The organism is Neptuniibacter sp., from assembly GCF_024231755.1.
In the GTDB taxonomy this organism is placed as follows: Bacteria; Pseudomonadota; Gammaproteobacteria; order Pseudomonadales; family Balneatricaceae; genus Neptuniibacter.
In genome coordinates, this window is sequence record NZ_JAAEQH010000239.1 from 1 (window position 1) to 12,004 (window position 12,004).

Sequence of the window (12,004 nt, forward strand, 5' to 3'; positions counted from 1 at the left end):
CCACTCTAAGCTATCACTACCTCAACAAACATCGCGGTGAGGACACCGCTCCCACAGGTAGAGCAGTGTAGTCAGAACAATGTAGCTAATCACTCTCAGCCTCAGTAGTTCAAGACATTGAGGTTATACTGCTTTTCCTCGCCCCTAGCATCTACAAAGCAGCGTTCTTGCCACTTGAAGCGAAGCGTTCTGCTCCATCACCCTATACATCATTAATTACTGTCTGCTCCCCTAGCTGTCATATATTTGTATTGTGCATGTGCGTACAATAGAGGGATGTTTGTTCAAGAATATTTTGAGGTTTTAATATGTCTGGTCAGTTAATGTCAGGGAAGAAAATCCTAATCGTTGGTATCGCTAATGATAAGAGTATTGCTTATGGATGTGCGAAACAGCTTAAGGAGCACGGCGCTGAGTTGGCTATTACCTATCTCAATGAAAAAGCTGAGCGCTTTGTGCGTCCGTTAGCTGAAGAGCTGGAAGCAGATATTTTTATGCCGCTGGATGTAACTGTAGAAGGTCAGATGGATGCAGTGTTTGCTCAAATCGAAAAGCAATGGGGCTCATTGGATGGTGTGGTTCACTCGTTGGCTTTCTGTCCGCTTGAAGACCTTCATGCACCTATTTCTGAGTGTTCACGTGAAGGCTTTCTCCAGGCAATGGATGTGTCCTGTTACTCCTTCATTGAAATGTCAGCGAAAGCCAAAGGGTTGATGAAGGACGGCGGTTCTCTGATTAACTTCTCTTATCTGGGTAGTGCACTGGCTACCGGGGATTACAACATTATGGGTTGTGCAAAAGCCTCTCTTGAGGCGGCTACACGTTATCTAGCGCGTGATTTAGGGCCTAAGCGTATCCGGGTTAATTGCATATCTCCAGGCACAATTGCTACTCGTGCAGCGGGTGGTATCAAAGATTTCGATGCTATGTTGGATTACAACAAAGCTAAGGCAGTCGATCATGAGTTACCAACAATTGATGAGGTTGGCGGAGCTGCCTTGTACTATCTGAGTGATCTCTCCAAAGGCGTTACGGGTACGACTCACTATGTTGATCATGGTGTTTGTATCGTCGGCTAACTTTTCTTTCTTTTATTAATTTTTTTTAAACCCAGAAGAATTAGTTCTTCTGGGTTTTTATTTATATAAAATCAATGCGATAGAGTTAAAAATTCACGTTATTTCTCTTAAGTAATTTGTTTTTTTGCCGAATATGTTTATCAAGGCGTGTTCTAAATCATTAATCTTCTGTTCAGACATTGAAACGAGTGTTTAAGAACTGTAGATTTGTATAGGCGTTTGATACTCAGGAGTAACGCGATTGCTTTCGTTATTTAAGAAAAAAGCTGCCGCTAAGGGCTTAACCTCAGTTGTATTTACTGGGGATGGTGTAGCCTTCGCTCATGTGACAAACCCTGTAACCAATCCAGAGCTTACTAGTTGTGAGTTTCTCGCTTCTTCCAATCCAGTAAAAGAGCCAAAACGCTATAAGGATTTTCTTGATTCTAAATCCCTATCCGGTACGCAAGCGATAGTCGTATTGCCTGAAGATAGTTATCAAATCATATTGGTTGAAAAACCAGATGTTCCAGCGGACGAACTCAGTGAAGCTTTACGCTGGAGAATTAAAGATATGATCAACTTCGATGTCGAGAAGGCATTGATCGATTATGTCGAGTTACCTGAAGATGCGTACCGTGGCCGTTCTGAGATGGTCTACGCCGTTGTTGCTCAGAAAGACTATGTTGAACGTTTGACGGGTTGGTGTGAAGAAGTAGGTTTAAGCCCTGTTGTGGTTGATGTTCCTGAGTTGGCGTTGCTGAACCTCACAGAGGATCTGGCAGATAGTGAAGCGGGTTTAGCTGTTTTCTATGTAGGTAAGCAAAATAGTTTCATTAACCTTCTGTCAGATTCTGCCCTGTATTTTACACGACACCTTTCCTACAGTTCTTCAGCGTCTCCAGATCGTGCTGGTGCTGCGGTGTTAGAACTTCAGCGTTCCATGGATTATTACGAGAGCCAGATCGGTAAACCTCCCTGTGTGCGTCTGATGGTGATGCCTTTGGTGATGGATGATGACCCTTTGATGGAAGAGCTGCGTGCCAATCTACCTCTGGATATCCATTCTTTAAATCTTGAAAATCTTATATCAGCAGATTTTGAGTTGCCCGTTCAATTGCAGAGCAATGCCACCATTGCTGTGGCTGCAGCTTTGAGAACTCAATTAGATAAGGGAGGCAGAGGGAATGAAACAACGAATTAACCTCTACCGTCCTGGCAAGAGCCGCAGTGCTCTCGATTTTAAGAGCCTTACAGGCAGCACTGTTCTTGCTGTAGGCATTGTTGCGTTATTTCTTATCGCAGGACTTGCCTTGAAATTCTACTCGGGCCATCAGGATGAAAAGCTTGCAGGTTTGAAAGCAGAAAAGAAACGTATTGAAACTCAGGTGCAGGCGCTACAGGCGAAACATAGTAGTAGTAAAGTCAGTTCAGATATTTTAGCTGAACAAGATCGTTTAAAAGGGGAGATCGCTTCTCGTAAACAATTGATGAGTCTTTTGCATCATGTTGAGCCAGAGCAGAGTGTTAGTCTTTCTTCTTATATGTATGGTTTAGCCGAAGCTTCTCAGAATGACAGTTGGTTAACTGATTTTACAATTCATACCGAGAAGAGAGCCTTTTCATTTCATGGTGTAGCCATCACTGGTCCAGCTGTTCCGCTGATGTTTGAAGCAATAGGTCAGACAGAAGTGTTTCAGGGAATGAGTATATCGTCGCTTGCAGTTGAAGCGCTGGATTCTGGTGTCCGTTTTACAGCTAATGCAAAGTTGAGAGTAAATGATTAAACAGTGGCAGCAGTGGTCAGATAAATGGGACGGGCTTTCGCAGCGTGAACGTATGCTGCTGTTAGTTACCGCGATTGTTGTCCCTGTTTTGTTAATTTACGTTTGGTTAATCGAACAACCTCTGATATCCGTGCAGAAAACCCCGAAGCAGATAACGGCGGTTGAAACCGAAATTGGTCATCAGAAACGTTTGCTGAACATGCTGCAGGGTCAGAAAGTCAAAGATCCTAATATTGCCGCCCGTGAAGAACTAAAAAAATTACGCCGTGCATTGTCAGATGAGAATAAGAAGATACGCAGAGCTGCGAAGAATCTTGTTTCGCCGGAACAGATGTTGGTAATGCTGCGTTCTGTACTTGCTGAAGGGCAAGGTGCGCAACTGAAATCTGCTAAAAGCATGGAAGTAGAAAAGGTTCAGTTGAGCGGTAAAAGCAATGAGTCTGGCGAAGCTGCAGGGCCAAATGGTAGTGATGTGGCTTCAGCGGTTATCTATGTTCATCCGTTTGAAGTGGAGCTACAGGGCAGTTATCAGGGGATCTATGATTATCTGCTGAAACTGGAGCAGCTTGATGGCGTATTTTTCTGGGATTTGCTGGAATACAAGGTTGATCAGCACCCAACGGCCACGGTTAGGCTGCAGGTTCATACGCTGAGTTCTGAAGCGGGGTGGTTAGGTGCTTAAGAAACTAGCCTTAGTGCTGATCATGATGACTGGAGGTTTTGCTCAGGCGGGCAGTTTACCTTCAGACCCTACGCAACCGGCGCAGGGAGTGGTCAGTTATACAGTAGAAGCTAAAGATAAGGTCCAGGAATATAAGGTTAATTCACTTATCACCGGTAAGAAGCAACGTGTTGCTGTAGTAAATGGGCAACGTGTTCATGTCGGAGATGAAGTCAACGGCGCAACAGTACTGGAGATAAACAGTAAGGGTGTGCGAATAAATATTCGGGGTGAGCAAAAGTTCATCTCTCTTGCTGAACGAAAAGGCTTCAGCAAGGTAAAGAGTGGGAAATAGGTTGGATAGGTTATGAGTAGATTTTTTTACATCCTTGCCATAGGTAGTGCTCTCGCTCTGAGTGGCTGCCAGGGTATGCAGCCTGTTGCTGGAACGGTTACTCAACAGGAAAGTGTTGCTGCACTCGAAGAGGCTATTCAAGAGAACGCTAAACAGAAAGAAATAGCTCCGCCACCTGCAGCTCCAGCTTTATTACCACCTTTAACTTTTGAAGGGTCTGACCACGCAGTAGAAGAACGCTTTGATATAACTGCAGAGGCTTTGCCAGCCAGAGATTTCTTTATGGGGCTGGTGCAGGGTACGACTTACAACATGATCGTACATGAGAAGGTTGGGGGAAATATTTCGGTTGATCTGAAAGATGTGACTGTTTCTGAAGTGATGCAGGCGGTGCACAGTGTGTATGGTTATGAATATAAGCGTACCGGAAATCTATATCAGGTATTGCCTGCTTCTTTGCAGACAGAAATATTCCAGATCAACTATCTGGATATTCAGCGAGAGGGAACATCTGATACACAGGTGAGTGCCGGTTCGATCAGTACATCGGGTGATAACTCAAGTTCTGAAGAGATTATTGGTACACGTATTAGTACAAAAACTTCAACAAACTTCTGGGGTAGCCTGCAAGCAACGTTAGATACGATCGTTAGTGGTGAAGGGCGCAGAGTCGTTGTAACGCCACAGACGGGGGTTGTTGTTGTAAGGGCACTGCCAAGTGAATTAGGCACAGTACGTGATTATCTCTCACAGGCGGAACTTATTCTGCACCGTCAGGTTGTAATTGAAGCCAAGATTCTGGAAGTGACTTTGAACAACGGTTTTGAATCGGGTGTAAATTGGTCGGCACTGGGTAAACCTGGTGAGGACAAAACTGCACTGTTCAGCCAATCTTCTACTAGCCTTAGTGGTGCCATTGGCGGGATATTTAAAGCGGATCTGAGTCTTGGAGATTTTACGGCAGTCATTGAACTTCTGGGTAGCCAGGGTGATGTACAGGTTCTGTCCAGCCCTCGAGTATCTACAGTGAATAACCAGAAAGCGGTTATTAAAGTAGGTACCGATGAGTTCTTCGTAACCGATGTAGAAACCACGACTACCACAGGTACCAGCACAACGACTTCTCCGAGTATTGAACTTACACCTTTCTTCTCTGGTATAGCGCTTGATGTGACTCCTCAGATTAGTGAGAACGGTGATATTGTATTGCATATCCATCCAACAGTTTCTGAGGTTGTTGAAGAGCAGAAACTGATCAGCATCGGTTCAGATAGTTACAATCTCCCACTGGCTCTGAGTTCTATTCGTGAATCTGACAGTATCGTGCGTGCTGATAGTGGTCAGGTGATTGTTATTGGTGGTCTGATGAAATCTACTGATAGTGACACGCAGGCACAGACACCGGGGCTAGGAGATCTACCTGCTGTAGGTAATCTATTTAAACAGAAGCGTCAGTCAGGTAGTAAAACTGAATTGGTAATTCTGCTACGTCCGGTACTTGCGAATCATGATAATCTGCAGAGTGAGCTGAAACGGAGCTTACAGTCGTTCAAGAACTTAAGAGCAGCGCCTGCTCTGTAGCTGAGGCACTTTGATGTATACAGAGCATTTTGGCTTAAGTGAGCTCCCATTTACCCTTACGCCAAATACACATTTCTTCCTCAACATGCCAACGCATCATGAGGCTTTGAACCTGATTCTGGTCGCGTTGGCTAGTGGTGATAGCTTCGTCAAGATAGTGGGCGAAGTGGGTACAGGGAAAACGCTGCTCTGCCGTAAGCTGCTGAATGCTTTGGAAGGCGATGAGTACGTTACTGCTTATATTCCCAACCCTTACCTAAGCCCTGATGAATTCCGTAAAAGCTTTGCTCAGGAGATAGGTTTAGATGTCTCTGGTCTTGAACACTTTGATCTACTCAATGCGATTAACCAGCGCTTGATTGAGTTAGCTCATGAGAAACGTAAGGTTGTGTTATTGGTGGATGAAGCGCAAGCGATTCCTGAAGAAACGATCGAAGCTTTAAGACTGCTGACTAACCTCGAAACTGAATCTTCAAAGTTGTTCCAGGTTGTGCTGTTTGGTCAGCCTGAATTAGACGAATTACTGGGGCAAAAGTCTCTACGCCAGTTATTACAACGTATCACATTTAGTTACGAAATCAGTCATTTAGATAGTGAGGCTGTTGAACACTATATCGACCAGCGTGTGCAGAGGGCAGGCTTTCAGGGTATGTCGCTATTTAAAAAAGATGCGTCGAAGAAAATATCACAGGCCTCTGCTGGAACACCTCGTTTAATTAACATCCTTTGTCATAAAGCGCTGATGGTAGCTTATGGTAAAGGTGACCTGAAAGTTGATGGTAGTCACGTTGTAAAGGCTATTGAGGATACCCAGGGGGTTGTTGTACCAAAAAGTAATAATGGCCTGACCTGGAGTTTGATCGGGCTATTGTTCCTGGCTACCTGTATGTTGGTTTACCTCGGAGTGAACCAATGAGTTTGGTTAACGATATGCTGCGTGATTTAGAGCAGCGTAACGAAAAACCAGCTCAGGTACCGGGAAACACTCCCCAGGTTAAAGCTGCCCAGTATGTGGAAGAACCGGAAACGTCGGCAGTCAGTCCTACCCGTATTGTTTTATGGCTCATAGGTATAGTCGCGATAGGCGCTACGCTTTGGTTGCTATGGCAGGATTATAGTAAGAAACAGGCTGCACAACCTTTAGTCATTAAAGCGGGTGATAGTAAACCTGAAGAAAAGCTTGCTAAAAAGCAGATTGTAGCGCCTGTTACACCAACAAATATTAAAGAACCCGCTCCTGAGGTGGCGGTTAATGCCGTAAATGAAAACACCAATATTGCGGCTGAGGTTATTCCCGGAAAGGTAAGTATCGATAAAGTACGTTGGTCTGGTACAGATTCCGGAGGGGATCTAGTCGTTACTTTGAGCGCTGCTGCAGATATCCAGCTCGTGAGCCAGGATGAGCGTGTAATTACTGTGTCCTTCGAAAAAGTGGCTATGACTGCACCGTTACCAATGATTTCCAGCTCGTTGGTCCAGCGTTTAGATGTGAACCGGGATGATGAGCGTATCCTGCTGACTTTAACTGCGACACAACCCAGTCGTTTTGCCTTTAGGGTGCAGCAATCCCCCACTACTCTTATTCTCGGTGTACTGCCTGACCAACGCTTTATTGCAAGGCAAGACCCGGTTAAATCAGTAGCAACGGTTGTGGAAACGCCTAAGAAAGTTACCCCTGTTGCTTCTACTAAATCTGATTTGGAATTGACTACTCCGGTAAAGGCCTCATCAGTTGCGGTTGATCCCGAGAGTGAAACGCCGGTGGATAAGCCCGAGCCGAAACCTGTCACAAAAGCCAAACGCGAGCTTTCGGATAAACAAGTTGCTGCTAGAGCCAGAAAACTGCTTAATCAGGCTGATCTTGAAGCTGCCGAGCAGCTATTACAAAACCGAATTGCGAAACACCCCCAAACCTCAGCGGAAGCTAGAGGTCTACTTGCTACTTTGATGCTTTCAACCGGAAACCTTTCGAAGGCAAAAGAGGTCATTACGAATAGTCTTGCTATTCATCCTCAGGATGGGGGCTTAAGAAAGTTGCAGAGTAGATTATGGATCGCCGAGGGTAAATCAGCTCAGGTAGTGAGCCTTCTGCAGCAAAATACTCCGCTGCTTGCTAAAGATCCGGAATATTATGAATTGTTGGCTTCAGCCTATCAGCAGGTTGGGGATTATGAACGTTCAGCCAAAACCTATTATCAGCTTCTGCAGCACAGTAGAGAAATTCCACGTTGGTGGGTTGGCATGGGATACGCGTTAGAGCAGAGTCGGCATTACACAGAAGCCCGCGATGCTTATCTGAGTGCGTTGAAAGTTGTGGGTATTGAACCAAGTTTGAAATCATATGCTGAGCAGCGAGCGAAAGCGCTGCTTGGTCGATAGAGAGGAAGGGGCGCATGGCTGCACCCAAGATGAAAATCCGAATAGGTGACCTGTTAGTTCAGAATGGTGTTATTTCTGAGCCGCAGTTGATGGATGCGTTGGATCGTCAGAAACAGACGCGTCAGAAACTAGGTAAAACACTGGTTACTATGGGGCTTGTTGAGGAACAGAAGTTTCTGGAGTTCCTTTCACAGCAGCTGAATATTCCTCTGGTTGAGTTGGCTCACTACTCCTTTAACCAAGAAGATGTGCTTAATCTGCCTGAAACACAGGCGCGTCGTTTCCGTGCTCTGGTGCTTAAAGAGGAGCCAACGCATTTTCTGGTAGGGATGTCCGATCCAATGGATATCTTTGCTTATGATGAGCTGCAAAGAACCCTGCCTAAACCGATCGAGCTAGCGGTTGTATCTGAAAGTCAGCTGCTGCAATCGATGGATCTCCTTTATCGTAAAACCAGCGATATCGAAGATCTGGCCGATCAGCTCAACGAAGAGATTGCGGATGATGCTTTTGATCTAGCAGCACTGACTGCAACCGATGAAGTTGATGTTCCGGTTGTTAAGCTTCTGAAGAGTTTGTTTGAAGATGCGGTGCAGGTAGGTGCTTCAGATATTCATATCGAACCGGATGAATCCGTGCTGCGTATCCGACAGCGTATTGATGGCGTGCTGCATGAGCACGTTATGAAGGAGAAGCGAATCGCTTCAGCGCTAGTGTTGCGTTTAAAGCTGATGGCGGCGCTGAATATCTCTGAAAAACGTCTGCCGCAGGATGGCCGTTTTAATATCAGTGTTTCCGGCCATAGTGTCGATGTGCGTATCTCTACCCTACCTATCCAGTACGGTGAATCGGTGGTTATGCGTCTGCTCGATCAGTCCGGAGGCATTATCGGTCTGGAAAAAGTGGGCCTGCCTGAGAAGATGCTGCCTCGTCTGCGCAAAATGATTCATGAACCTCATGGAATCCTGCTGGTTACGGGTCCAACCGGTAGTGGTAAAACTACCACTCTTTATGGAGCCTTGAACGAGCTCAACTCAGCACAGAAGAAGATAATCACCGTTGAAGATCCTGTTGAGTACCGTTTACCGCGAATTAACCAGGTGCAAGTGCAGCCTAATATAGGTCTCGACTTTTCTACGGTACTGCGTGCAACTTTGCGTCAGGACCCCGATGTGCTGCTGGTCGGTGAGATCCGAGATAAAGAAACCGCAGAAATTGCTTTACGAGCGGCGATGACGGGGCACTTTGTGCTCTCTACTTTGCATACAAATGATGCGGTATCCAGTGCGATGCGTTTAACGGATATCGGGATCGAAGGCTATCTGGCAGCTTCGGCTCTGAATGGGATTCTGGCGCAGCGCCTTGTACGTAAAATTTGTACTAACTGCAGTCAGCACTATCATCCATCTTCTCAAGAACGTCTGTGGCTGGATGCGCGTCAGGAAGAGCTGGGCTTGGATGATATCGAACTGAAAAAAGGCCGCGGATGTACCTATTGCAATAATACCGGTTATAAAGGTCGTACAGGTATATTCGAGCTGCTGGAGATCAATGAGGCGATGGCAGATGCTTTACGCCGTGATGACAGCGCAGCATTCACTGTTGCTGCGAAAACAGATCCACACTATCAACCGCTGGTGTATAGCGCATTAGAACTGGCAATAGATGGCATCACTACCCTGGATGAAGTGTTCAGGGTAACAGAACAACTGGATGAGTCGGTCTATCTTGATGCTCCGGAGAAGAAAGTGGCTGATAGCGATGAGATCACTCCAGGTAGTTTTGAATTGGAATAAGAGGCAGCTAATCTGAATGGCAAACTTTAGTTATCGGGGACGAAACAGCGAGGGACAGGAGGTTTCCGGCGTGATTGACGCTGGAACTGCTGCTATGGCTGCATCGCAGCTCTCTGCTGATGGCATTACCCCAATAACAATTAAGGAAGCGGCAAAAGAGGCTGAACAGAAAAAAGGCAGCAAAGATATAGAGATTAAGCTGTTCCAGCGCATCACCATTGATGAGTTAATTATGTTCAGCCGCCAGATGTACAGCCTGACTAAAGCAGGGGTGCCAATTACCCGGGCCATGCGAGGTTTGGCGAATACTGTTAGAAACCCGCTTCTGGAAGAAACATTAAGCGCCCTGGCAAGTGATCTGGAAAAAGGTCATGCGTTGTCTTCTGCATTGGCAAAACACCCTAAAGTGTTTAACGACTTGTATATCAGTATGATCCACGTGGGTGAGAATACTGGTCAGTTGGATGACTCATTCCGTCAGATGGCCGCTTATCTGGAGCTGGAACGACAGACGATCAAGAATGTAAAACAGGCAACCCGTTACCCTATGTTTGTATTTATCGCTATAGGGGTGGCTGTCGCAATTATAAATGTCTTTGTTATCCCCGCATTCAAGGGTGTCTTTGCCAGTTTTGGCGGGGATATGCCCTGGCAAACTAAGGCGTTAATTGCTGTATCTGACTTTACCGTGGATTGGTGGCACGCGATTTTAGGGGGCCTGGTGCTAGCCTACGTTTTATTTCATCGCTGGCGTAAAACGGAAAAAGGCCATAAAGCCTGGGATCGGCACAAGCTAAAGTTTCCGCTCGTTGGGCCGATTTTCTATCGTATTATCTTGGGCCGTTTTTCCCGCACATTCAGTATCGTTTTAAAAGCGGGTGTGCCAATTGAGCAGGGGTTGGCCATTGTTTCTACGGCTGTAGGTAATCGCTATATTGGTGAAAAAGTAGCGGCAATGCGTCAGGGTATAGAACGCGGTGAATCATTTACCCAGACGGCTCATCAGGCAGATATGTTCAGCCCTCTGGTTATGCAGATGCTGGCAGTGGGCGAAGAGACTGGTCGGGTAGATCAGATGCTTGAAGAAGCGGCTGGCTTCTATGAGCAGGAAGTAGAGTACGATCTTAAGAATCTGACCAGCGCGATAGAACCGATTTTGATTGTTGCTATCGGGGCTATGGTGCTGGTATTAGCCTTGGGTGTATTCCTCCCGTTGTGGGAATTGAGTACAACACTCAATGGCTAAGAGTAGGGTTCTTAATAATCAACACCAGATGGGCTTTTCTATGCTGGAGTTGGTGGTTGTAATTGTCATTTTTTTAATTTTGTTTGGCATTGCCAATACAAAGTTAACGGAGATGTTAGAGACAGTCGAAAGGGCTGACTTTTATAGGTCTTTGAATAGGATGCAGGCACAGCTAACCCTGAGAGTGGTTGACTGGTACGGTAGTAGCGATGAAGTTTCGAGAAATTGGGTAGAAAATGTTAACCCCATTTCTCTTATAGAAGCGCCACCTGAAAATTATGCTGGAGAGTATCTATCAGCTGATTTGGAGCATTGTCCGGTTTCAAATTGGTGCTATCTTAGCGATCAGCATCAATTGGTATATCGGGTGAAGTACCAGGAAGATCTGAAGAATAGCTATGAACAGAAGGATTTACTGTTTTTTAGCTTGAGGGTTACTTTTTCTGGGGACGTTGTAGAAAAAGGTGTGGTTACTGCGTTAACACTAAAGTCTGTATATGACTTCCAGTGGCAAGAGAAGAGTTTTAACTAAACTATACAAGTTTGTTAGAATTTGTTAAAAAACAAATAATTGCAAATATAAATCAGGGGCAGAGAGTTCCATGAAAAAGCAGGCTGGCTTTACGATTATTGAACTGGTTGTTGTTATCGCGCTTCTAGGTATTCTAGCAGCGGTAGCACTTCCTCGTTTTATGGATGTTACTCAGGATGCGCATAGTGCATCAGTAAATGGCGCAACAGGGGGACTGGCCTCTGGTATTGCTCTAGCTAAAGCGAGAGCAGTTATTGAAAATGCACAAGCAGGCGATAACGTTATTCTGGATCGATCTGCTTCAGTAGCGGTAAATGCATTTGGTTACCCTACAGGAGCTTCTGGTGCGGGAGCAACAATCGATAACGATCTAGAGTGTATTGCGGTATGGGAGAATGTATTCAATGAGAGTGCTCCAACTGTTTCCACTGCCTTCCCATCACCTGACGATGGTAGTGTAGATTATGATGCTGCACGAGTAGATAACACGACTTGTACTTTCACATACCGAGTTAGTAATACCTCTAATGGCGGTAATACTGATCGAGTTATCACTTACGATGCTGATGAAGGTAGTGTTACAGCAACAGGTGTTGTAACTAACTAAGG

The 12,004-nt window shown here is 45.6% G+C and carries 12 protein-coding genes; all 12 read left to right on the forward strand.

What is annotated here, in order from left to right; genetic code table 11:
* The first annotated feature begins 308 nt into the window (after positions 1 to 308).
* Positions 309 to 1,079 carry an enoyl-ACP reductase FabI gene (gene fabI / locus GY843_RS12555; protein WP_297310153.1) on the forward strand — a complete coding sequence of 257 codons (771 nt, stop codon included), beginning with the start codon at positions 309 to 311 and terminating at the stop codon, positions 1,077 to 1,079.
* A gap of 241 nt (positions 1,080 to 1,320) precedes the next feature.
* Positions 1,321 to 2,262 (forward strand): pilus assembly protein PilM, encoded by a 942-nt coding sequence (gene pilM / locus GY843_RS12560; RefSeq protein WP_297310155.1) that lies wholly within the window; start codon positions 1,321 to 1,323, stop codon positions 2,260 to 2,262.
* Positions 2,246 to 2,845 (forward strand): hypothetical protein, encoded by a 600-nt coding sequence (locus GY843_RS12565; RefSeq protein ID WP_297310157.1) that lies wholly within the window; start codon positions 2,246 to 2,248, stop codon positions 2,843 to 2,845. Before pilM ends, GY843_RS12565 begins: the two co-directional genes overlap by 17 nt.
* Positions 2,838 to 3,527 carry a hypothetical protein gene (locus GY843_RS12570; protein WP_297310159.1) on the forward strand — a complete coding sequence of 230 codons (690 nt, stop codon included), beginning with the start codon at positions 2,838 to 2,840 and terminating at the stop codon, positions 3,525 to 3,527. The genes GY843_RS12565 and GY843_RS12570 overlap by 8 nt, the downstream gene beginning before the upstream one ends.
* Positions 3,520 to 3,861 (forward strand): hypothetical protein, encoded by a 342-nt coding sequence (locus tag GY843_RS12575; protein ID WP_297310161.1) that lies wholly within the window; start codon positions 3,520 to 3,522, stop codon positions 3,859 to 3,861. The genes GY843_RS12570 and GY843_RS12575 overlap by 8 nt, the downstream gene beginning before the upstream one ends.
* Before the next feature lie 12 nt (positions 3,862 to 3,873).
* Positions 3,874 to 5,442: a pilus (MSHA type) biogenesis protein MshL gene (gene mshL, locus GY843_RS12580; protein WP_297310163.1), complete on the forward strand. Its 1,569-nt coding sequence runs from the start codon at positions 3,874 to 3,876 to the stop codon at positions 5,440 to 5,442.
* 13 nt (positions 5,443 to 5,455) lie between these two features.
* Positions 5,456 to 6,358 carry an AAA family ATPase gene (locus GY843_RS12585; RefSeq protein WP_297310165.1) on the forward strand — a complete coding sequence of 301 codons (903 nt, stop codon included), beginning with the start codon at positions 5,456 to 5,458 and terminating at the stop codon, positions 6,356 to 6,358.
* Positions 6,355 to 7,821 carry a tetratricopeptide repeat protein gene (locus tag GY843_RS12590; RefSeq protein ID WP_297310166.1) on the forward strand — a complete coding sequence of 489 codons (1,467 nt, stop codon included), beginning with the start codon at positions 6,355 to 6,357 and terminating at the stop codon, positions 7,819 to 7,821. The genes GY843_RS12585 and GY843_RS12590 overlap by 4 nt, the downstream gene beginning before the upstream one ends.
* Positions 7,822 to 7,835: 14 nt before the next feature.
* Complete coding sequence (locus GY843_RS12595) at positions 7,836 to 9,617, forward strand: GspE/PulE family protein (RefSeq protein WP_297310168.1); 1,782 nt, start codon at positions 7,836 to 7,838, stop codon at positions 9,615 to 9,617.
* Positions 9,618 to 9,633: 16 nt separating this feature from the next.
* Positions 9,634 to 10,863, forward strand: a complete 1,230-nt coding sequence (locus tag GY843_RS12600; RefSeq protein WP_297310170.1) for a type II secretion system F family protein — start codon at positions 9,634 to 9,636, stop codon at positions 10,861 to 10,863.
* Positions 10,856 to 11,395: a type II secretion system protein gene (locus GY843_RS12605; protein ID WP_297310172.1), complete on the forward strand. Its 540-nt coding sequence runs from the start codon at positions 10,856 to 10,858 to the stop codon at positions 11,393 to 11,395. Before GY843_RS12600 ends, GY843_RS12605 begins: the two co-directional genes overlap by 8 nt.
* Positions 11,396 to 11,465: 70 nt before the next feature.
* The gene (locus tag GY843_RS12610) at positions 11,466 to 12,002 is read left to right on the forward strand and encodes a type II secretion system protein (protein WP_297310174.1); all 537 of its coding nucleotides are present in this window, start codon (positions 11,466 to 11,468) and stop codon (positions 12,000 to 12,002) included.
* The last annotated feature ends 2 nt before the right edge of the window (positions 12,003 to 12,004 follow it).